At 44.0% G+C, this 22,773-nt stretch carries 22 protein-coding genes; 13 read left to right on the top strand and 9 right to left on the bottom strand.

Features of this window, described 5'->3' with window-relative positions; genetic code table 11:
• Positions 1-112 precede the first annotated feature (112 nt).
• The 6 genes from AC5ZC7_RS30955 (at position 113) to AC5ZC7_RS30930 (ending at position 5,139) form a co-directional block, all read left to right on the top strand.
• Positions 113-709: an ACP phosphodiesterase gene (locus AC5ZC7_RS30955; RefSeq protein WP_496161505.1), complete on the top strand. Its 597-nt coding sequence runs from the start codon at positions 113-115 to the stop codon at positions 707-709.
• Between the two features lie 94 nt (positions 710-803).
• Positions 804-1,403 carry a DUF2911 domain-containing protein gene (locus tag AC5ZC7_RS30950; protein WP_496161506.1) on the top strand — a complete coding sequence of 200 codons (600 nt, stop codon included), beginning with the start codon at positions 804-806 and terminating at the stop codon, positions 1,401-1,403.
• Positions 1,404-1,783: 380 nt separating this feature from the next.
• Complete coding sequence (locus AC5ZC7_RS30945; protein WP_496161507.1) at positions 1,784-2,923, top strand: cystathionine gamma-synthase; 1,140 nt, start codon at positions 1,784-1,786, stop codon at positions 2,921-2,923.
• A gap of 140 nt (positions 2,924-3,063) precedes the next feature.
• Positions 3,064-3,837: a TIGR02757 family protein gene (locus tag AC5ZC7_RS30940; protein ID WP_496161508.1), complete on the top strand. Its 774-nt coding sequence runs from the start codon at positions 3,064-3,066 to the stop codon at positions 3,835-3,837.
• A gap of 16 nt (positions 3,838-3,853) precedes the next feature.
• On the top strand, positions 3,854-4,795 hold the full coding sequence (locus AC5ZC7_RS30935; protein ID WP_496161509.1) for a DUF6263 family protein: 942 nt from the start codon (positions 3,854-3,856) through the stop codon (positions 4,793-4,795).
• Positions 4,795-5,139 carry a hypothetical protein gene (locus AC5ZC7_RS30930; RefSeq protein WP_496161510.1) on the top strand — a complete coding sequence of 115 codons (345 nt, stop codon included), beginning with the start codon at positions 4,795-4,797 and terminating at the stop codon, positions 5,137-5,139. The genes AC5ZC7_RS30935 and AC5ZC7_RS30930 overlap by 1 nt, the downstream gene beginning before the upstream one ends.
• Positions 5,140-5,252: 113 nt before the next feature.
• Here the strand turns inward: AC5ZC7_RS30930 and AC5ZC7_RS30925 are convergent, their stop codons facing one another.
• Together AC5ZC7_RS30925 and AC5ZC7_RS30920 are read right to left on the bottom strand one after the other, a co-directional pair.
• Positions 5,253-5,909 carry a sterol desaturase family protein gene (locus AC5ZC7_RS30925; protein WP_496161511.1) on the bottom strand — a complete coding sequence of 219 codons (657 nt, stop codon included), beginning with the start codon at positions 5,907-5,909 and terminating at the stop codon, positions 5,253-5,255.
• Positions 5,910-6,094: 185 nt separating this feature from the next.
• Positions 6,095-7,342, bottom strand: coding sequence for a serine hydrolase (locus tag AC5ZC7_RS30920; protein WP_496161512.1), 1,248 nt, complete (start codon positions 7,340-7,342; stop codon positions 6,095-6,097).
• A 161-nt stretch (positions 7,343-7,503) separates the two neighbouring features.
• Here AC5ZC7_RS30920 and AC5ZC7_RS30915 point away from each other — a divergent pair, with 161 nt between their 5' ends.
• Positions 7,504-8,517, top strand: coding sequence for a fumarylacetoacetate hydrolase family protein (locus tag AC5ZC7_RS30915; RefSeq protein WP_496161513.1), 1,014 nt, complete (start codon positions 7,504-7,506; stop codon positions 8,515-8,517).
• 2 nt (positions 8,518-8,519) lie between these two features.
• The gene (locus AC5ZC7_RS30910) at positions 8,520-9,407 is read left to right on the top strand and encodes a flavin reductase (RefSeq protein ID WP_496161514.1); all 888 of its coding nucleotides are present in this window, start codon (positions 8,520-8,522) and stop codon (positions 9,405-9,407) included.
• A gap of 113 nt (positions 9,408-9,520) precedes the next feature.
• Here the strand turns inward: AC5ZC7_RS30910 and AC5ZC7_RS30905 are convergent, their stop codons facing one another.
• The 3 genes from AC5ZC7_RS30905 to lysS all read right to left on the bottom strand — a co-directional run bounded on the left by AC5ZC7_RS30905 (position 9,521) and on the right by lysS (position 12,878).
• Positions 9,521-10,282: a DUF4197 family protein gene (locus tag AC5ZC7_RS30905; RefSeq protein WP_496161515.1), complete on the bottom strand. Its 762-nt coding sequence runs from the start codon at positions 10,280-10,282 to the stop codon at positions 9,521-9,523.
• A 39-nt stretch (positions 10,283-10,321) separates the two neighbouring features.
• Entirely contained in the window at positions 10,322-11,155 is an 834-nt protein-coding gene (locus AC5ZC7_RS30900) for a universal stress protein (RefSeq protein WP_496161516.1), read from the bottom strand.
• Positions 11,156-11,363: 208 nt separating this feature from the next.
• A complete protein-coding gene (gene lysS / locus AC5ZC7_RS30895) occupies positions 11,364-12,878 on the bottom strand; it encodes a lysine--tRNA ligase (protein WP_496161517.1) in 1,515 nt (504 codons plus the stop codon).
• Between the two features lie 291 nt (positions 12,879-13,169).
• Here lysS and AC5ZC7_RS30890 point away from each other — a divergent pair, with 291 nt between their 5' ends.
• On the top strand, positions 13,170-15,320 hold the full coding sequence (locus AC5ZC7_RS30890; RefSeq protein WP_496161518.1) for a DPP IV N-terminal domain-containing protein: 2,151 nt from the start codon (positions 13,170-13,172) through the stop codon (positions 15,318-15,320).
• Positions 15,321-16,034: 714 nt separating this feature from the next.
• On the opposite strand, the gene AC5ZC7_RS30885 is transcribed toward AC5ZC7_RS30890, so the two are convergent.
• The 4 genes from AC5ZC7_RS30885 to AC5ZC7_RS30870 form a co-directional block, all read right to left on the bottom strand.
• On the bottom strand, positions 16,035-16,373 hold the full coding sequence (locus AC5ZC7_RS30885; RefSeq protein ID WP_496161519.1) for a tRNA-binding protein: 339 nt from the start codon (positions 16,371-16,373) through the stop codon (positions 16,035-16,037).
• A gap of 255 nt (positions 16,374-16,628) precedes the next feature.
• The gene (gene lptC, locus AC5ZC7_RS30880; protein WP_496161520.1) at positions 16,629-17,180 is read right to left on the bottom strand and encodes an LPS export ABC transporter periplasmic protein LptC; all 552 of its coding nucleotides are present in this window, start codon (positions 17,178-17,180) and stop codon (positions 16,629-16,631) included.
• 127 nt (positions 17,181-17,307) lie between these two features.
• Complete coding sequence (gene bamG / locus AC5ZC7_RS30875) at positions 17,308-18,603, bottom strand: BamG family beta-barrel-assembly machinery protein (RefSeq protein WP_496161521.1); 1,296 nt, start codon at positions 18,601-18,603, stop codon at positions 17,308-17,310.
• 169 nt (positions 18,604-18,772) lie between these two features.
• A complete protein-coding gene (locus AC5ZC7_RS30870; protein WP_496161522.1) occupies positions 18,773-19,408 on the bottom strand; it encodes an LON peptidase substrate-binding domain-containing protein in 636 nt (211 codons plus the stop codon).
• Positions 19,409-19,579: 171 nt separating this feature from the next.
• Here AC5ZC7_RS30870 and AC5ZC7_RS30865 point away from each other — a divergent pair, with 171 nt between their 5' ends.
• The 4 genes from AC5ZC7_RS30865 (at position 19,580) to AC5ZC7_RS30850 (ending at position 22,730) form a co-directional block, all read left to right on the top strand.
• On the top strand, positions 19,580-20,626 hold the full coding sequence (locus AC5ZC7_RS30865) for a glycosyltransferase (RefSeq protein ID WP_496161523.1): 1,047 nt from the start codon (positions 19,580-19,582) through the stop codon (positions 20,624-20,626).
• Positions 20,627-20,672: 46 nt separating this feature from the next.
• Complete coding sequence (meaB, locus tag AC5ZC7_RS30860; RefSeq protein ID WP_496161524.1) at positions 20,673-21,581, top strand: methylmalonyl Co-A mutase-associated GTPase MeaB; 909 nt, start codon at positions 20,673-20,675, stop codon at positions 21,579-21,581.
• A gap of 3 nt (positions 21,582-21,584) precedes the next feature.
• On the top strand, positions 21,585-22,250 hold the full coding sequence (locus AC5ZC7_RS30855) for a DNA alkylation repair protein (RefSeq protein ID WP_496161525.1): 666 nt from the start codon (positions 21,585-21,587) through the stop codon (positions 22,248-22,250).
• A gap of 153 nt (positions 22,251-22,403) precedes the next feature.
• Positions 22,404-22,730, top strand: a complete 327-nt coding sequence (locus AC5ZC7_RS30850) for an SMR family transporter (RefSeq protein WP_496161526.1) — start codon at positions 22,404-22,406, stop codon at positions 22,728-22,730.
• Positions 22,731-22,773: the final 43 nt, after the last annotated feature.

Below are 22,773 nucleotides of genomic sequence, written 5' to 3'. Positions count from 1 at the left end.
CCTAAATGTATAAATCCTTCATTCCTAAGCCCTCCGATCGTATCACAATTGATGTCCAATGACCGGTGGCCACCCAACAGAGCCATTGGGCATAAATACGTAACTTGAGGGCATGAATCACCTGGCCCATGCTTATTTATCTTTCCGGCAACCTGAACTGATCACCGGTAACCTGATTGCCGATTTTGTGAAGGGCAAAAAGAATCTGGCGGCTTATAGTGAGGGGATACAGCATGGGATTCGTATTCACCGGGCCATTGACACCTTCACCGACCAACACCCGGTGACTACGCGGGCAAAACTTTTCTTCCGGCCTTCCTGCGGACTTTACAGTGGCGTATTCACAGACCTGGTATATGACCACTTCTTAGCCAATGACAACGAACGTTTTACGAATGATTCGCTGTATTCGTTTGCCCGTTACGTTTACACGGAGATCAGGTTGCGGTCGGCCCAGCTGCCGCCGGCATTTCTGCAGATGTTTGAATATATGCAAACCTATAACTGGCTGTATAACTACCACACTACGGACGGTATTGCCAGGTCCATCAGGGGAGTGGCACGGCGTGCCCGCTACCTCGAAACCGATGGCAATATGATATTTGCAGTTTTTATGGAACACTACGCCGCATTAAAAGACTGTTACCAGGAATTTTTCCCTGAGCTTCAGGCACATGTGGAGAATTTGCTCCAAATGGAAAACCGCTAACAGCTTGTTAAAAGCAGGGCTGCTGCTTTTCTGATTCCCTAAAAAAAGGTAGGTTTGCCGCCAATTACCTTTTAAAGAAATAAAGCTTTCCAGGATGATGAAAAAAGTTCTCCTTTTCGCCTTTATAGCAGGCATGCTCGGTTTAAACGCCGGAGCACAGGATAAAAAACTGCCGCCTTTAGATGCCAGCCCTATGGACATGGCCTATTACCCTGTAATGTATCCTTATGTAGTAAAAGTTAAAGGGGAGCCTGGTTCCCTGGTAGCGCGCGTGATTTACAGTCGCCCGCAAACCAAAGGCAGAGATATCTTCGGCAACCTGGAAGAGTATGGTAAAATATGGCGTTTAGGCGCCAACGAAGCTACTGAGATCGAGTTTTTCCGCCCGGTGATCGTTGCTGGTAAAAATATTCCAAAAGGTCGCTACACCCTGTATGCTATTCCAACGGAAAAAACCTGGACCATCATCCTGAATAAAGAAACTGATATATGGGGTGCCTTCAAATACGATCAGAAAAAAGACGTAGTAAGAACCGCCCTGCCGGTAGTAGCACTGGATACCGCAGTGGAAGCATTTACCATGGTGTTTGAAAAAGGAGATCCTGGTGCCAACCTGATCATCGCCTGGGATAAGGTAAGCGTGAGCCTGCCTATCAAATGGTCTGATGCTGTGGCGCCGTCTAAAAAGAAATAATCACTACTGATATTTACAAAGCCAGAGCGGCAAAGTAGAAAGCAATTTAATTGCTGGCTACTTTGCCGCTCTGGCTTTTATGTAGATGCTGCTAACAGCTTTGCTTTAAAAAAAGAAAAGCGGTAAGAATACCGCCTTAAGAATTTTAACCATATCCTATGAAAAACCTAAAACGAATTTAGTCCGATTATACATAACCGTTAGGTGTGAATTGGTGAACGATATAAAAATGTTCGTAACCGTTGTATTTTTTGCGATTATATATCCATACCAGCTAAAATGGACAATAAACTCCTCTTATCATTTGGGTATCTTCAATCGCAAAAACTGGAGTATATTTGGAAACCGCCAGAAATTACTCATTTTTAAATCTTTAAGACATGAAGCTGGGAACAAAACTCATACACGCAGGTGTAGCCCCCGATCCATCTACCGGTGCTATTATGACCCCTATTTTTCAAACCTCTACCTATGTGCAAAGCGCGCCGGGAGTGCATAAAGGCTATGAATACGCCCGTACGCAAAACCCCACCCGCGACGCCCTGCAAAATGCATTGGCGGCCATTGAAAATGGTACACATGGTATTTCCTTCGGAAGCGGGCTGGCGGCTACCGATGGCGTTATGAAGCTCCTGAACCCAGGCGATGAAGTAATTGCCACCAACGACCTCTATGGTGGTACCTATCGCATTTTTACCAAGGTATTTGAGCGCTACGGTATCCGGTTCAACTTCATCGACATGTCTGACGCCAAAAACATAGAGGCGCATATAACGCCCCAGACAAAGATGATCTGGCTGGAAACACCCACTAATCCACTCCTGAGAATTATAGACATCGCTGCTTGTGCGCAAATAGCCCGTAAGAGCGAAATCATGCTTTGTGTAGATAATACCTTTGCATCACCTTACCTGCAAAATCCACTGGACCTGGGCGCCGACATTGTGCTGCATTCTGCTACCAAATACCTGGGAGGCCACAGTGATGTGGTGCATGGCGTAGTGATCGTAAAAAATGAAGACCTGGCCCAACGGCTGTATTTTATACAAAATAGCTGTGGCGCGGTACCTGGCCCGCAAGACTGCTTCCTGGTGCTCCGTGGTATCAAAACTTTACATGTGCGCATGCAACGCCACTGTGAAAATGGCCTAGTAGTGGCTAATTTCCTCCGCAATCACCCCAAGGTAGACAAGGTGTACTGGCCCGGATTTACCGACCATCCGAATCATGATATTGCCCAACAACAGATGCGGGGCTTCGGTGGCATGATGTCCTTTACATTGAAAGATGATAGTATTGAAGCTGCAAACCGCATCCTGAGTACTACCCATCTCTTTTCACTGGCTGAATCGTTAGGCGGGGTGGAATCGCTGATAGGACATCCTGCCAGCATGACCCATGCTTCTATTCCCCGCGAGGAAAGAATGAAAAATGGATTAGTGGATTCCCTTATCCGTTTAAGTGTGGGTATTGAAGACGCAGACGATCTTACCGCTGATCTGGCGAACGCCATCGGTTAAGTAATAGATTTTAATTCTTATCCGGTAAAAATTATCTTTACCAGAACGTAAATATTTACCCTAACCATATCCTGCACCTTTTTATGTCAAGAGCGAGTGCTGATATAAAATGGTTTACGGTGATACACGTGATTTAACTTATGAAAATCGAGAAACTAAGGGAGTTTTTGGATGCAAAGGCCGCGTATTACAACCACACGGACTTTATAGCAAATGACCCCGTTTGCATACCGCACCGTTTCAGTGTATTGCAGGATATTGAAATATCCGGTTTTTTTGCGGCCATACTGGCCTGGGGAAACCGGACCAGTATCATCAATAAATGCACGGAACTGATGAAAATGATGGATAATTCACCCTATGATTTTATCCGTCATCATCAGCCCAAAGACCGGATGAAGCTATTTTCATTTTGTCACCGTACGTTTAACGGCCTGGATTTGCTATACTTTGTAGAGTTTCTCCAGCACTATTATACCAATGTAACCTCGCTGGAATTTGCCTTCAGCGCGCATCTCAGCCCAGAGGATGAAAATGTGGAAAAAGCGCTGACCGGATTCCGAAAAGTATTTTTTTCACTGGAACATCCCCAAAGAACTGAAAAACATATTGCCACCCCCGCCAAGAACTCAGCCTGCAAACGATTGAACATGTATTTGCGCTGGATGGTAAGGCAAGATGAAAATGGCGTGGATTTTGGGCTTTGGCAACACATATCACCCGCTCAACTGGTATGCCCGATGGATGTACACGTGAGTAGGGTAGCCGCCAGACTGGGCCTGATATCTGATGCGAAAGCCGACTGGAAAACAGCTGCCGCCCTCACCCACCAACTGAGGAAACTCGACCCTGACGACCCCGCCAGGTACGATTTTGCCTTATTTGGTTTGGGCGTAATTGAAAAATATGTTTGATCAAATAAAAATGGTAATGAAAAGAATTCTGGGACTGATTGTAACAATAGTAACATTGGCTTTTTCCGCCACTGCACAAGAGTATGTAGCCCTCAACTATACTTTCCATAAAGGAGAACTGTTTGAACTGGAACAGAAGAGCAGAAGTGAAACCTACATGACTGTAAACGACATTGTACAACGCACTACCCGCGACTACAACAATATCATTACCATAGAAGTAACAGATGTACAACCCGGTAAAACCACCCTCACTTTCCGATACAAAGATTTGAAATTCAATTTCAACGCTAAAAACCAGAACATCTTCGTGGATGCCAAAGTAGCAAAAGCCGATGAGCCCTTCCAGGCCGGACTTGCGAAAGTATTGAACCAACCCTTTACCGTTGAAATACAAACTTCTGGTATCATTAATAAAGTAGAAGGATTGGATAACATCCTCGATAATGCCAGCAGTGCATTCAATGAGCTGAAAAAAGACGAACAGGAAGCCTATAAAAAACTGATGAAAGACCAGTTTGGCACCACCGCGTTCCAAAGCTGGCTGGAACAACTGCTCATCATGTATCCTGCCCACGGTATTAAAACAGGCACCCAATGGGAAGAAAATGTGCCGTTACGCGGTGGCCTCATAGGTAGCGTAGACCTATACTGGAACCTGCAAACCTGGGATGCACAAACCGCGAAAATTGGAGGTACCAATAAAATCAAAACAGATAAAGTACAACTGCTGACCCTCGACGACGGTATTAAAGCCACCGCTGAGATTTCCGGCACCACTTCGTCCAACTACCTGATTATGCGTAGCAGCGGACTTCCCAGCATCTGTGTTCAAAACACCGATATGTCTGGTGACTACACCTACAAAGCCAATAAAGCCAAACGTATTAAGCACGACCTGAAAGTTCCTGTAAAGGTGGTTACAAATGCTTCTTACAAAATAAAACAAATGAAATAATGACCGCATTGCCAGCACTATATCTTCAGGAAGCAGCAGCATGGGCGCAGGATCACTTCGAAATAAGTGTACCCGTTAATGTCAGTTACGAATTACTGGAAGAAATACTCGCTAAAAGGCTGGAAATACTGATCAGCGAAAACTTTCAACAGTTTATTTTTTTGTTGTACCGCACAGATGTATCTGAAAACCGGGTAAAACAAATACTGGAAAACGCCGCAGTCAATGCAACAGACCCTTATAAATCTATTGCTGCACTGATCATTGAACGGCAACTACAAAAAATTACCTCCAGGGCTACCTATAAACAAGACAATTTACCAGACGACGAAGAAAGATGGTGAAGTAGCAATTAGCAGTTAGCTATTAGCTTTTAGCAAAAATGCAGCGGAGATGAACATTTATATTATGTTCCCCGCTGCATTTTTGCTAAAAGCTAATAGCTAACTGCTAATTGCTAGAAAGTTAATTCCTTTACTTTTTCTTTGTCTTCCTTCTCTTTATCCAGGTCGAAGAAAGTACCAAATACCCGATCCCATACAGAAGAACTCACCCCAAAACCTTTATCTTCACTTTTGTAGTGATGGAGGTGATGGTTGCGCCACAACGGTTTCATAAACCGGAATGGCGGATTCCACGCATGAATGGCGTAGTGCATACTACCATAAATCAGGTACCCCAGGATAAAGCCCGGAAAAAACATAAAAGTGATTTGCCGCAGGAAGATATATTGCGCGCCAAAAATGGCGGAAGCGAGTATCAGACTGGGTACCGGAGGCATAAACAAGCGTTGTTTGTCTCTTGGATACTCATGGTGGTTACCATGCATCACGTAAATAAAACGTTGCACTTTGGGGTTATCACTCGCAAAGTGAAACATAAACCGATGCATGATGTACTCAAAAAATGACCAAAATGCCATGGCCCCAATGAATACACCGAATACGGTGCCGGGTGTAAAGCCTAATGTGTCGTGGCTATAGTAAAGCATATAACCAATAATGGGCAAATACAGCCCCCAGATCACCAATGGATGCGTCTTTGTCAGCATCTCCAGATACTGGCTTTCAAATAATCTTGCCTGTCCTTTGTTCTTAATCTTTTCAAACTTCATAACCGAATTTTAGAGAGCAGTTACGGGATATGAATAAAACCTTCCTTATAAGCCCCGGCAGTTATGTCAAAAATGGTGCGCATTTCAGATATGGCTGTCCGGTAAAAAGCAAAAATACAATGTTCGCGTATTATTTCCCGCACTATACAATGTCAGAAGGCTATAAATATTATCTATCCGATGCCCTATTCCTTATAGTTGATCTTAAATGATTGCAGGTTAGGCAAATGCTTTTTCCTGCGCTGCAATTCATATTTGTAAATTATTTCGCCAATCTCCCGGAAAAAGGGATAGCCATCTTCCTCATATTCATATTTATTATCATTCAAAATGCCGTCGCGGTTTACGTAAAGGTTGCCCGTCAACATAAACTCTACCTTATTTTTAAAATCCACCACATAGGCCGCATCTGTCAGGAACCCATAAGACCATCCAGCTTTATTAAATACACGTATATAGGATGGAATGTTCTGCTTCCCATCTTTAAAGAAAAAAAACTTGGTAAAGCTGTTGTAATACTCGGTTGTATCATACCTGGGCCACTGTGTTTCCGATGGATACTGCGACATATAGCGGTATAAAAACTGCTGGTCTGCTTTTGTGAGATGGAAACGCGCTGTGGCAGCCACTGATGCGGGAAACAACACCGACTGCAACATCTGCTGTAAATCTTCCAACGGGAAATTGTTATGCTTTGTAAAATCCATAGGTAAAAACACAAGTCGGTCGTTTTTGTCCAGGTACCCGTGACCAATCGTGAAGCGCTGGCTGTAATCAAACGTCAGCGTGTCATATGCCGCTGGCTGCGCATAAATCAGCCGGCCGTTTTCCACAAAACGCAGGGGATTGGTATGCCGGTTTTCCTCCTCTGTCAGCGGCATAAAGCGGCGCACAATACGCATATTTTTATAGCCCATGGCCCACAATCTTTCATGAATGCGTTGCTGCCCCATAAATTCATACAGGCGGTTGTAAGCGTCGTTATCACTGATCAGGAATATTCTTTTGATGTAATGGTAGATAGATGGTAACCCATTCTCCGCGGTACTGTCTGTATACACTTTTTCCTGCCCCTGCCACGCGCTGTCTGTCAACATAGGCGTATTCCCCGTGAGTCCGGGAATATTCAGCTCATGCAGCTTCTCCAGCGCCAGCAAAGCAATGGGGAGCTTCACGGTGCTGGCAGGATTAAAATATTTATTGGCATCTACCTCCAGGTAATAGTTTTTAAAATGAGGCGTATTATCGGCGTCCCGGTTTATCTGCGTATAAATAAGCTGGTAGCGGAAGGAGTCAGGATACTGCAAAATATGTTTCAGCGCCGGAGAACCTTCCCGCTGTAGCAAGTTTTGCAGCATAGTATCTGTACGGGATTGGCCCTGTACAATAAAGAGATGGCTATAGCATAACAAGATCAGCAAACAGGAACGCATATACGTGGTGTTCTGTGTATAAATATAACGCAATTACCCGGCTGTCGGCTTATTTTTATGATCTTTTGGCGAAGACAGGACCTCGCAAAAAAAAATACGCAAACCATTTAAAGCCCATTCTTATATTTGGCCCATCATACAACCAGAACAATTACCAACACATGAAACTAGTAAGCTATTTAAGAGATGAAACAGACCAGTTAGCTATCCTGGTAAACGGCCTGTTATACAATACCCAGGAACTGTTTCCGGATCTTCCGAATAACATGGGCATGTTCCTGATGATGTGGGAAGATGTGATTGACATCGCCAAACAGGCGGATGCCCTGCTGAAAGCTGGTAAGAACCCCAGCAGCGCTATTGGTATTCCAGTGGAAAGTGTACAGTTGCTATCTCCTGTGCCTTTTCCTACTTCCTGCCGCGATGGATATGCTTTCCGTCAGCATGTGGCGGCTGCACGCCGTAACCGTAAGGTGCCCATGATCCCGGAATTTGATCAGTACCCGATTTTCTATTTCACCAACCACAACGCCATACAGGGCCCCGGCGATATTCACTGTATGCCTGATCATTTCCAGAAACTGGATTTTGAACTGGAAGTAGCCGTGGTGATCTGCAAAGCCGGTCGCAATATCAAGGCAGCAGAAGCAGACGACTATATCGGTGGCTACATGATTATGAACGATATGAGCGCCCGTACCCTGCAAATGGAGGAAATGTTGCTCAACCTGGGACCTGCCAAGGGTAAAGACTTCAGCACCGTAGTAGGACCAATGCTGGTTACACCTGATGAACTGGAATCCCTGAAAATACCTGCCCAACCTAATCATACCGGCAATAACTACAACCTGAAAATGACCTGTAAAGTAAACGGCGTCACCGTAAGTGAAGGTAATATGGGTGATATGGACTGGACCTTTGCAGAAATCATAGAACGTTGCGCTTATGGTGTAAATATACTGCCCGGGGATATCATCGGCAGCGGCACCGTAGGAACCGGTTGCTTCCTGGAGCTAAACGGCACCGGCAAGCTGGATAATCCGGATTATACGGAGCAGTGGCTGCAACCAGGCGATGTGGTAGAAATGGAAATAACCGGTTTGGGCACACTTTCCAATACCATTGTGAAAGAAGACACCGACTTTTCCCTGCTGGCACTCAAGAAAAAAGCATAAGCATGCGAATAGATCCGTCTCAGTTAAGAACCGTTGAGTTGCATGCGTACCTGCAGAGTGCCATCGCACCGCGCCCTATTTGCTTTGCCAGCACCATAGATGCAGATGGACGGCCTAATTTGTCGCCCTTCAGCTTCTTTAATGTATTTGGATCCCATCCACCCACCCTGATATTTTCACCGGCCCGCCGGGTACGTGATAATACGGTAAAGCATACACTGGAAAATGTATATGCTACCAAAGAGGTGGTGATCAATGTAGTGAACTATGCGATGGTGCAACAAACCTCGCTCAGTAGCTGCGAATATCCGGCTGGTACCAACGAATTTGAGAAAGCTGGCTTTACACCACTGGCTTCCGAAAAAGTACAGCCTTTCCGGGTAAAGGAAAGCCCGGTGCAGTTTGAATGTATCGTAAAACAGATCATTGAAACAGGAAAGGAGGGAGGCGCCGGCAACCTCGTCATTTGCGAGCCGGTGATGATACACCTCAACGACAACATACTCGATGCTGCCGGTAAAATAGATCCGCATAAAATAGACCTGGTAGCGCGCATGGGCGGCGACTATTACTGCCGTGCCTCCGGCGATGCGGTATTTGAAGTAGCAAAACCCAATACCCAGCTAGGTATTGGTGTAGATGCTTTGCCTACCGCCATCCGCAACAGTAACATCCTTACCGGCAACAATCTCGGCCAACTGGGCAACGTACATGAAATGCCGGTCATCGATGCCGCCTTTTATGACGACCATCTCAAAAATATTATCCAATACTACAGTGTAACACCGGAAGAAATGGATAAAGAGCTACATCGCTATGCAAAAAAGCTGCTTGACGAAGGGAAGGTTGCTCCCGCATGGCAGGTGCTTTTGACAGCGGCGGGGCAGTAGATCCTTACCCCAAGAGCAAAAAGCAAAAAGCTATTATAGCGATTGATCAGAGCGGATATTTAATCCTACACTTTAATCAACCGCTATAATAGCTTTTTGCTTTCTGCGTTACATTATTTCGATCCAAATACTTTCTTCAACAAGTCAGAAGTTCTGGCAGCAGGATTAGCACGAATCGCTAATTCTTCTTTCGCAATCTGGTCAAACAGTGCATTAACGGCCATTGTGGTCACGTAGTCCTGCAGATCCGGATTTACTTTATTGAAGGTAGTAGGCAGTTTGTTATAATTGGTAACAATATCTGAATAATAGCGGGTAGCGGAGGTGCTGTCCAGCGTTTTCTTAATCACCGGCAGGAAGGCTGTTTTCAGTGAATCTGTTGTTTTGCTTTTGAAGAAGTCAGTAGCAGAAGTTTGACCGCCTTTTACGAGGTTCAACGCATCTGTTAATGTCATTTGCTTAATCGCAGATACAAAGATGGGCGCAGCATATCCAACGGCTTTTTCCGCAGAACGGTTGATTTGCAGAATGGCTTTATCTACCTGTGGGCCCAGGCCGATTTGGCGCAGGGTATTCCCAATTTTCACGGCATCTGGTGGCAGCAACAATTTATATACATCACTACCAAAAAAGCCATCTTTCTTATTGAGTTTGGCAATACCTGCTGCCACACCTTTAGCCAGGGCTTCTTTGATGGCACCGCCAGCATCGGATTCTGTTATACCAGCCAGGGAAAGGCCGGAAGAATTACCTGTACTATTGTTGTTTTGACCGGTGGCAGTTTCCAGTTGCTTACCCAATTTTTTCAGGAGCTGTGCCTGGCTGGTCTGCAGGCAGAAAAAGCCCAGCAGTACTAATAATGAACGTTTAAGCATAGTGTTATTATAAAAATTAATATCTATCAAATGTATAAATTATTCATGTAATGTCAACAGCGGGATATGCGTTTTGTAGGCTAGTTTCAGCGTACGGCTACGCCTGAAAATGCTTTCAAATAATCCATGTTTTTTAGGAATAGTGAGTACAATATCCGCTTTATTTTCTTCTGCAAATTCTACAATTCCTTCTACTATATCCGGGTTATCTATGAAATGATAAACCGGGTGAAAATCTTCCAGTAGTGTATCCAGCATTAATGTTTCAAAAGGTGTATCTGTGCTGAAATGCCGGCTTTCGTGATCAATATTGATAACATGCAGTTCGGCATTAAAAATGTGCAGTAGCTTCTTCAGTGGCTCCACTGGCGTAGTTTCGGCCACTTTGCGAAGGTCTGCTGCAAACACTATTTTTTCAATGGGCTTATACTTTGCACTCCCGGGGATAATCAATACCGGGTAGCTGGTATGTTTCACCACATCAATGGTGTTGGAGCCTATCAGCACTTCTTCCAGTTTGCTGCCGCCGGTAATTCCCATTACCACCAGGTCTGCTTCTTCATTCTTACAAACCTCTTCAATGGTAGCGGCCAGCAGGGTATTGTCGGCCCGTGTTACCAGGGAAGCATCTGCCGGGACCAGGGCCTGCAATTCTTTCTTCATCTTCTCCAGTCCTTCCTTACTGGCGGCCTCCAGGTCATCCGGATTTACCATAGGTATCATGGTAGGTATATCCGGAACGGGCACAATCAGCTCATATGCATGGTACAATACAATACGGGTACTGCCTAAACTTTTGGCCAGTGATAGGGCGTAAATAGCAGCATTGTAGGCAGTATCAGAAAAATCAGTAGGTACTAAGATTGTTTTCATATGGCTAATTTTAAGATACAATGAAGCACTACTTAAAGTTAACGATGTGCATTGGTATATGAACGCCTACTGAAAATTTAATGCCATTTTTTGAGGAGCAGAAAGCGTGAAGCAGAAGGCATAAAGCTATTGTAGCGAATGACAAGAGCGAGTATTAAATTACCCAATTGCTCTTATCATTCGCTACAATAGCTTTATGCCTTCTGCTTTATGCTTTCTGCTCTGGTTTCATCTGCGGGAAGAACAGCACATCCTGGATAGATGGCTGGTTCGTCATCAGCATGGTTAAGCGGTCAATCCCTATACCGATACCGGAAGTAGGCGGCATACCGTATTCCAGGGCGCGCAGGAAGTCGTAGTCAATGTACATGGCTTCATCATCGCCGCGTTCCATCAGTTGTACCTGCTCTTCGAAGCGTTCACGCTGGTCAATAGGGTCATTCAGCTCACTATAGGCGTTGGCAATTTCTTTACCGTTCACCATCAGCTCAAAACGTTCTACCAGGCCTGCTTTGCTACGATGTTTCTTCGTCAGCGGGCTCATTTCTACCGGGTAGTCCGTAATGAAAGTTGGCTGAATATAGTTGCCTTCACATTTCTCACCGAAAATTTCATCGATCAGTTTCGCCTTTCCTAATTTAGGATCTACATGTATGCCTAATTGTTTGCACACCTCGCGGAGTTGGGCTTCGTCCATGTTGGCGATATCGATGCCGGTATGCTCCAGGATAGCTTCATACATGGATACCCGACGGAATGGTGCTTTAAAGTCGATGGTTTTATCGCCTACCTGGATGGCAGTGGTGCCGTGTAAGGTAATGGCTATTTTTTCCAGCAACGACTCGGTGGTACGCATCATCCACTCGTAGTCCTTGTAGGCGGCGTACATTTCCATTACGGTAAATTCCGGGTTATGGGTACGGTCCATGCCTTCGTTACGGAAATCTTTTGCGAACTCGTATACCCCTTCAAAACCACCTACAATCAGGCGTTTCAGGTATAATTCGTTGGCTATACGGAGATAGAGCGGCATGTCCAGCGCATTGTGATGCGTTATGAATGGACGTGCGGTAGCCCCACCGGGGATTGGCTGCAGAATCGGTGTTTCTACTTCCAGGTAGCCCAGGTTATTGTAGAAATCACGGATGGTTTGCATGATTTTGGTGCGTTTGATAAACACCTCTTTCACTTCCGGGTTGATCACCAGGTCAACATAGCGCTGACGATATTTGAATTCAGGATCTGTTACTTCGTCGAACACTTCCCCTTCCTTTTCTTTTACGATAGGCAGCGGGCGCAGTGATTTAGCCAGGATGGTGAGTTCTGTGGCGTGAACAGAGGTTTCTCCGGTTTTGGTAACGAAGGCATATCCCTTCACCCCAATAAAATCGCCAATATCCAACAGCTTCTTAAACACAACATCGTACAATGTTTTGTCTTCGCCGGGGCAGATATCGTCCCTGCGGATATATATCTGGATACGACCAATACTGTCCTGGATCTTGACAAATGCTGCCTTACCCATATCACGCACGGTCATAATACGGCCTGCCAGGCATACCTGCTGGAATTGTTCTTTTGTTTCTTCCGAATAATTAGAAACTATATTAACGGAAGTATCGTTAACCGGGTACTCCGCTGCAGGGTAGGGATCTATACCTAAATTCTGCAGCTCCTGTAATTTTTCCCGGCGTATAATCTCTTGCTCAGATAATTGTGTCATGTAGTAAGTTGTAATTCCTATTGGAGTGCAAAAATAGTAAAAAGGGCTGTAAGACTACAGCCCTCTTATTTTTTGACCATATCCTATGAAAACCATTTTAAAGGTAACCGCTTCCACTGCTATTTATAGCCTCAATTACCAGGCGCGGGAAAATCTTTCATAATTGGTGGGATTTGGCCAATGGCCGGTTTTTAGAGGGGTACCCGCTTGTGTAAATTGTCAAGACTATTTTCCAGTTATGCTTATTTTCGCCCGCTAACGACAAGATAAAACCACCTGATCTTACAAATTATGAGAAGCGAACAATGGTTTAAGCCAACCACCATCAGCAGTATCGCGTTATTGCTGCTGTCAGCTCCCTGTTTGCATGCGCAGCAAAAGCAGGACATTACTTTCGAACAGGCATTTAAAGGCAAAGCCACCGGCATTAGCAAGCCATTGCCCGCTATCCGGGAATGGACCCATGCAGATCATTACCTGGAAATGCGTCCTGACACTGCTAATGGTCGTATGCAGGCCTGGGAAATAGATGCCCGTACCGGCAAAGCCACCATATATACGGCACCGGTAGACGGCCCCAGTGTGGAAGTGCGCGAAAAAGATGTGTTTTACAAAGCCGCAGATGGCAATACTGTGCGCTTAACCAATGACGCCGCAGAAGAAAAAAATCCCACCCTTTCTCCGGATGGGAAATATGTGGCTTTTACCCGCAATAATGACCTGTACAGCGTAGAAATAGCTTCCAAAAAGGAAACCCGTTATACCAACGATGGTTCCGACGTCATCTACAATGGTTGGGCATCCTGGGTATATTATGAAGAAATCCTGGGACGACCTACCCGTTACCGCGCTTTCTGGTGGAGTCCTGATAGCCGTAAAATTGCTTACATGCACTTCAACGACAGCAAAGTGCCGGTATTCCCGATCTATAGCGAAAAGGGCCAGCATGGCTATCTTGAAAACACCCGCTACCCTAAAGCCGGCGATCCTAACCCTGCTGTAAAAGTAGGCGTAGTACCCGTTTCCGGTGGCACTACCACCTGGGCCGATTTCAACGAAAATGACGACCAGTACTTCGGTATGCCTTTCTGGACAGACGATAGCCAGCAATTGTGGATGCAATGGATGAACCGCGGACAGGACAACCTGAAAATATATAGCATCAACCCACAAACCGGTGCTAAGAAAGAAATCTACGATGAAAAGCAAAAGACCTGGATCGACTGGTTCGATGCCGTACCTTTTGTACAAAACAACCAGGGCTTCCTGTTGCAGAGCGATAAAACCGGTTGGTCGCACCTGTACCTCTATAATATGGACGGTTCCCTGAAAAAACAGCTGACTTCCGGCAACTGGACTGTAAAGGAAGTATTGCAGATAGATGATAAAAACCAACTGGTATACTTCACCGCCCGTAAGGAAGCGTCTACCCGTTTTGACCTGTACAAGGTGAGCATGAAAACCGGTGTGATTACGCGTCTGACCAAAGGCGACTATACGAACAGTATTAAAATAGCGCCTGGCGGCAAATACTTCATTACTACCTATTCCAACCTGCAAACGCCGTCAAAAATGGCGCTGATGGACAATAACGGTAAGGTGATCCGTGAACTGGGCGATAGTAAAGGAGAACATTTTGAAAACTACAACGTCGCCAAAACGGAGCTAAAAACGTATAAAACCCGCGATGGTCTTACGTTACCATTTACCATTACGATGCCATTGCATATGGAGCCGGGCAAAAAATACCCTGTCCTGATCAGCATCTACGGAGGTCCTAACGCCGGTACGGTGTATGATAGCTGGAAATACACCAACACCCAGCAATGGTGGGCACAGGAAGGTGTAATACAGGTGGCTATTGATAACCGTAGCAGCGGGCAGCTGGGCAAAATGGGAATGAATTATATCCATCGTCAAATGGGCAAATATGAAATTGAGGATTATATGGATGCCGCTAAGTGGCTGCGGGCGCAACCCTGGGCTGATAGCAGTAAAATCTGTATGACCGGCGGAAGCTTTGGCGGATATATGACCTGCATGGCCCTTACCTATGGCGCGGATGTATTTACCCATGGCATGGCCAACTATGCTGTAACTGACTGGCAGTTATACGACAGCCACTATACAGAGCGCTATATGGATACCCCGGCCGAAAACCCGGATGGCTATAAAGCTACTTCTGTAATGACCTACGCAGATAAATATAAAGGACTGATCCGTATTGTACATGGTACCATGGATGATAACGTACACATGCAAAATTGCATTCAGTTAATAGACAAACTGGAAAATCTGAACAAGCATTTTGAATTTATGCTGTACCCCGGCGAGCGCCATGGTTGGGGTGGCTTAAAAAGTGTGCATTCATCTGCCGAATCTTACCGCTTTATATATAATAACCTGCTGAACAAGCCTTTCCCGGCTCAGCTCCAGCAATAGCATTCACAACGCCCATTATTTATTACGGCCCGGCATGCAGTACATTGCTGTATGTTGGGCCGTAATTCATTTAATAGCAATAGCCACCAGCACCCGGATAGAGATGTAGGCAGATGATTATTTATGTGTGTATAAAGGAAAGAAGATATGAATCGGAAGGTGTAGAAAAAGAAACAGGGCTGCAAGACTACAGCCCCGAAAAATTTTAACCATATCTTTATTGAAAAACCTATACCAAAGGTGGCCGTTTTTTACGATACTGCAGTGAGCATTCTAGTGAATGATATATTTTATCCGGTAAACGTAAGAAAAGAGAAGGTGAACGTATGAAGGCAAAAAACGCTTCAAGATAACTTCAAATACGAGTATTTCTATTCAACTAATTGATTATCAATTTAAATAGATGTTCAAACACCTATTAGGCTCTTTTCGGACAATAAACGCAAAAGGGAAATAAAAAAGGGTGGTAAGAATACCGCCCTTGTAATAATTTTAACCATATCCTATGAAAAACCTAGAACAAAGATATACCGCCAAATTTAGTGTTAGGTTTCATTTCCGTGAACGATGTATTATTGTTCGTAAACTGATGATAATGGTTAATGTGTTATTATATTATTTTAATAATAATATTATTAATAAATAGAATTAGATTAAATAAACACTTTTATCTAATTGATAATCAATATAAAAATAATATCGAGTATTTTAGCGCTATGCTATACGCTGTCCGTTGACTGTTGGCTTATCGGGCTGAAGCAATACCACATCCTTATTATCACCTACTACACCCAGTACAAGGCACTCAGAGATAAAATTTGCAATTTGTTTTGGTGGGAAGTTCACAACCGCTACTATTTGCTTTCCAATCAGTTCTTCTTTTTGATATAGGGTGGTAATTTGAGCAGAAGATTTTTTAATACCCAGCTCTGTTCCAAAATCTATCACCAGTTGATATGATGGATTACGGGCTTTGGGAAAGTCATTAGCTTCCAGTATAGTACCCACCCTGATTTCTACTTTTTCAAAATCCGGCCAATTGATAGTTTCCATTTGCGCTAATTTGTTTGACGAAATATAGGAAATAATAGGAAAAAAGGCAGCTACATTCCCGGTAGATGGTTCTATGAGTCGCCCCGTAACAAAGAATGCAATTCAAATGTTATAAAGTGTGGTTTTCTTGCCAAGACAGCCCAAACTGGCATAATTATTGGCAATGTTCACCCAAATTTTAGGTTAAAAAATAGGTTAAAGCGAAAGAACCCCACCTGCAGAGGTGGGGTTCTTTCGTATATATCTTTCCGTTAGTTAGTTCAGGTTAGTAGTACTGTCTTGCACCGTAATAGGACCACTCACTTTCAGGATTTTTTTAACACTGAAATCTTCGTTTGCTTCCAGGCCCCATCCATGGAGGGAATCGGTGGGTGTTTTTATAAAAACCTCTTGTGTGGAATAAAAGATCTTACGTTTGGGATCCCAGTTTAACTCTTTGGTATCCAGTCTCTCGCCTTTCTTGTTAATCACTATCACACTATCTGATAAATAAACATAGCCTTCTTCTTCCAGGTATTTGCCCTTTTTAGCGGAAAGCGTGCTTTCCAGCCCCAGGGTGTCGTTATACATGAATACCCGCAACCCTTTATTGAATGCAACATAGGAAGGGCGATCCAGGCTACGTTCCATAGCAGGTGCCAGCAGCTTGGCATTTACCTTTCCTCCCTGACTAAAAATGGTGATAATATCAACCCCGTTTTCGGTGGCTGCTTTCTTGGAATCGAACTCCATCACCGTTTGTATATCATTCTCACAACTACTAACGGCAATGGCTATTATAAAAAATAAGATGGTTCTTTTAATCATTTTGCGCAATAATAGGCCAAAGATAGCATTTAGCTTTAGCATTTGTTTTTTAGCAAAAATGCAGCGAAGATAATGTTCATCTCCGCTGCATTTTCGCTAAAAAGCTAATAGTTACTCACTAAGAGCTTTATTCGTATTTACGTTTTATGAACCACTTATCACTCAGGGTAAAGCCTAATGACACGCGGTAGATATTTTCTTTTAATGCCGTTTGGTTGTTACCACGGCGGGCAATTTCGAATGCCAGGTTCACCATACTATACTGGTTAGAGTAAGCCATACGGCGAACAGGTAAGCCAGCACCTACCGTAAAACCGGTGATCGGCATGGTTACACCATTCAATTTCAGGTAATCATTGCCATAGTAAGCACCTAAGCGGTAAGCAACCCTGTTCCAGTAACCGCTGAGTGCCATCGCATTTGGTACAAACTGACCACCCACGGATAATTTCCAGGCGCTCTGCAAGGCAGAATCCTTTGCACCGAAGCTTTTAAAGTTTTCCCACTGGCTGCTGTTGAAATCCACTCCAATGGACCATTTATCGAATTTACGGAGCATGATCCCCACCGCAAATTCTTCCGGATAAACCACTGTTCCTCTTTCTCCTTTTACATATTTAACCGTGTCCTGGTTGGAATAGTTCCCGGCATTGTCGAATTGTAATGTTTCGCTCAGCATTTCCTGGCGGGCATTCATATTCTGCTTCAGGCTACCGGAGGCCCCAAAAGTGAGGTCCATTTCCTTCGCTACCTTAGCCCTGTATTGTACACCCAGCTTATAGAAGAAGCTGTTATAGGTGGTACGGAACATTTTATGAGATGGGTAAATGCTGGCATCCGGGAAAACCAGGCGGGTATTGTTCTCAATGTTACCAAACAGGTAGCCGAGGTTTACACCAATGCTAAAGTGCCCAAAACGTACGCCTGTACCAGCATACAATTGATAAAGACCTCCACTGCCTTCGTATTTGTTGGTCAGGGGATATTTGAGGGTATCAAAAAAAGCCCCGTTAAATCCTTGTTCAATATTGTAGGAAGACCTGGTTACCGGGCGAAGTCCGAGGTTCAACCCCCACTTGTTTATGATCAGTGGTATTCCCAATTGTAGGTAGGAGAGTGTACCGAAGCCAGAACTAAATTTATTTCCCTGGTCAGTAATAGATCTACCTCCTCCTTCCACGCCTACGTCGAAAGTTGTTAACACTAAGCTGGAATAGCTGGCCGGATTAACAAAGTTAACCGACTGAGGATCGCTATAACCTTGAGAAACCCCTCCCATACCGCGGTTCACCGTGTTTTGGTTGTTATTCAGATCTCCTAATCCGTAGCGGGAATATGGTGAGTTGTCCTGTGCGATAGCCTTATTTGCGATCAGGAAGAAGCTTCCTAGCAAGCAAAGAATACTGACTTTTGTCCAATGCATTGAATACAGAATTGAGTTTAAGCCCTTATTCCTGTTAAAATATGGGTCTGCAAATATCTATTTTTTAAGGCGGGAAGCAAAAAAAACCAAAACCCTACCTGTTAAAGACACGTTAAAGTTCCCCTTTGAGGGCCTTGAAACGTATACCAGGCAAGCATCTTACTGAAAATTATAAATTATCGGCAGATAAGTTCCGGAAGTGCCCATTCAACATGACCCGTTCTTTTAGTCTTTCCATTTCCGCCATCATGGGAATTACCTTGTGCAGGTGGCGTTTCAGGTATTCCAGCCGCTGTGTTTCGTAAAAGAGGTGCAGCAGCTCATATTCCTCATCCAGCGACAACCCGGCATGATGAGCCAGGTCGTAGGAGCACAGCTGGTCGTCTTCTTTTTTGAAAGTTTTATGAATTTGCAGGATGGCATGTAGTTCCCGTACACCATGCAGTACTTCCTGTAAAAGCCTGGAATGGCTTTCTGCATTATTCTCCGGATAGTTTACAATGGCGCCGGCATATAATTTATCTGGAATTTCCACTACTTGCTCCAGCATCCGAAAAACACTGTCCCCGGTGGTTACAATGTCCATTTCCCCGGTTTCATATATCTTCTCTACCTTTTTTATTTGCACCAATGTTCCATATTCCATAATTTTTTTATTTATTACAGTTGGAATGCCAAAAGGCTTATGTTCAGCGATGCAAGCGGCCACTAGCTGTTTATACCGGGGCTCAAAAACGTGAAGGTTTAGTTGTTCTCCCGGATACACTACAATTCCAAGCGGAAATATGGAAATAAAATTCGTCATTAGTATAATAATAGGCAATTGGACTGACAACCAATATACGTTAGTAAGACAATTAATCCGGGAAAGGGTAAAAGATAATTATCTTTTTTTCGTAAAAAGTTGTAATATCTTCGCTTAAGCATTTAGTTATATATAAATATATACCAGACAATTATTCAAACTGATTAGTATATGCCAAGATTTGTGATAGACTGTGAAAGATTAAAATATCCGAATAACGGTCTATATACTTATTGCAGCGAACTTGGCCAATCTTTGCTGAAATTGGTGGCTCCTCCGGAAGAACTGTACTTCTATTTGCCATCTTACCGGCAAACTATTTTTTCGGAACACGCACACTATAATCAAAAAGCCTGGCACAAGCTATGGATGCCTTATTCCAAGGACATCCAGGTGTGGCATACCACCTATCAACTTTCCGACTACTCCCCTGGATCATCCAGTATTAAGCGGGTATTGACCATTCATGACCTGAATTTTTTATATAAACCCAATTATAAGCACAGGATCTCAGGACAACTTGCCAAGGTACAACGGATGATCAATAAAGCAGATCATCTTATTGCTATCTCTAATTATGTTAAACAAGATGTACTTCAACACCTTGACATAGGAGATACCCCTTTAAGCGTTATCTACAATGGGTGTAATATCAAATCGTACCCCGACTTTAATAACCCGGTGTATCGTCCCAGCAGACCATTTCTGTTTACGATTGGCACCATATTACCCAAAAAGAATTTTCATGTAATCCCCTGTTTGCTGAAAGACACTGATTATGAGCTGGTAATTGCCGGAAACGCCAATACCTCCTATCAGAAACAGATATTACAAGAAGCTGCCCACTATGGCGTACAGGACCGTGTGAAGATTTTAGGGCCTATTGATGAAGAAAGCAAATACTGGTATTTTAGTAATTGCGCCGCATTTGTATTTCCATCCATTGCAGAAGGCTTTGGTATTCCTGTAATAGAGGCCATGCACCACGGTAAACCGGTTTTCTTATCCAATAAAACCAGCTTGCCGGAAATAGGCGGAGACCTCGCGTACTACTTCGAAAACTTTGATCCCGTATACATGCGGGAGGTATTTGCCAAAGGCATGGCACATTACGCAGCCACCCAACCGATGGCCGCTATAAAAAAACATGCAGATAGCTTCAGTTGGGATGAAATAGGAGAGCAGTACCTGGATGTTTATCGCTCTTTACTGGTGTAACCGGCAGACCCCTTATTTTTGTTCCTGAATATTTGTAAGCAATAAAATGTACCAACAGTATATACCCGGACTTTTAAGCGGTGATATAAAATCATTGGCTCGTTGCATTTCCCTGGTGGAAAATGAAGCAGGAGGGTATGAAGCATTGTTGGAGCAGCTTCCCATCAGCCACCATACCATCGTGGCCGGTATTACCGGACCTCCGGGAGCTGGTAAAAGTACCCTGGTTAACGGCTTGATTACCACGCTGCTGGAACAGGATAAAAGCGTAGCCATCATTGCCGTAGATCCTTCTTCTCCCTTCAATTTCGGTGCACTCCTTGGCGACCGGATCCGGATGAGCCAACATTTTAACCATCCTAAGGTATTTATCCGGTCTATGGCCAGCAGAGGCGCCTTAGGCGGACTAAGCCCAAAGATCATAGAAGTAAGTGATCTCATTAAAGCAGCCAGGTTTGATTATCTGTTTATTGAAACGGTGGGCGTAGGACAAAGTGAAGTAGAGATCGCCGGCGTAGCAGACACCACGGTAGTGGTAGTAGTACCGGAAGCTGGTGATGAAATACAAACCATGAAAGCAGGTTTGATGGAGATCGCCGATATCTTTGTGGTTAACAAAGCCGACCGGGATAATGCCGATATTTTTGTGAAAAATCTCCGTCTGCTGGCGCATAGTAAGCAGGAGGGAGGTTGGGAAATTCCTGTGATCAAATCAATAGCTACCCAACATACAGGCATACACGAAATTATCACTGCCATTAGCAGGCATCACGAAGCTGTTTCCCATCAGCAACAAAAACATGTACTGTTGCTGGCAGAGAAAGCTTACCAGCTCATACAACACCGACGCATGAAAGATGTAGTTAAACAAGATCTGCAAAAAGAAATACAGGCGCTACTTACTCAAAAAACATTTAACCTTTACCGTTATATCAGTACCAAAACACAGGTGTAATACATGCGTTATCTGACTTTGCTTACCAGTGCATTTACGTCTGCCGCCAACCCGGAAAATGCAGCCGCCATGAAACAATACATGCGCAACCAGTTCGAATTCCTGGGTATTAAAACACCTGAGCGTCGCAACATCATTAAAGCATTGAAAGCGCAACATGGTTTACCCGATTTTACAGAGATGCCAGCGTTGATAAAAGCATTGTGGGAAAAGCCGGAGCGGGAATATCAATACGCCGCCATTGACATAATGCCCTATTTTCGCAAACAATGGACACCTACAGATATTCACCTGCTTGAATACATGATCACACATAAATCCTGGTGGGATAGCGTAGATGCCGTAATATCCTTTGTAGCGGGTCCTTGGTTAAAGCAATTCCAGGATACCAACGCTACAATTACCAACCGGTGGAGCCATAGCGATAATATCTGGTTACAACGTGCTGCCATCACTTTCCAGAATGGCTATAAGCAACATACCAACGAAGCACTTTTATACCAATACATTTTGCAACATGCACACGCCAAAGAATTTTTTATTCAGAAGGCAATTGGCTGGGCATTAAGGGAATACTCCAAAACTAATCCAGCGTCTGTACGGGCGTTTGTAAACAGTCATGCCCTGGCACCATTAAGCAAACGGGAGGCCCTCAAAAGAATAGAGTAAAAAAAAATCGCTACCTTTGCTGTATGCGTTTTACTTCATTCGGCATATCTATCGCTTACGCAGTGTTTAACTACGGTCTCTGATCCACAGAGAACAGGCATTTCATGCCTTTACTATTCAACATATTTTTTCTTACTTTCTAAATTCAGTATTATGCCTTGGTTATTCCTTGTCATTGGTGGACTGTTTGAAATAGGCTTTACTATTTCATTAAAGTATTCTGAGAACTTTTCAAAGCTGTGGCCTTCTGTCAGTTTTATTGTATGTATCAGTTTAAGCTTCTTCTTTCTTAACAAAGCTATTAACGGCGGATTGCCAATAGGTACTTCTTACGCAGTATGGACTGGTATTGGTGCTGCCGGTACAGTAATAGCAGGTATGATCTTCTTTAAAGAGCCTGCTGCGTTATGGCGTATATTCTTCCTCGTGTTATTGATTGGTTCTATTATAGGATTGAAATTTGTGTCGCCTCATGATTAAGGAAGCGGAAAGCACAAAGCACTTGTAGCAAAGAAAAAGCGGA

The organism is Chitinophaga sp. 9-1-y, assembly GCF_059511905.2.
The sequence above is the reverse complement of the archived record's forward strand: the minus strand, read 5'-3'. Positions and strand labels throughout refer to the sequence as shown.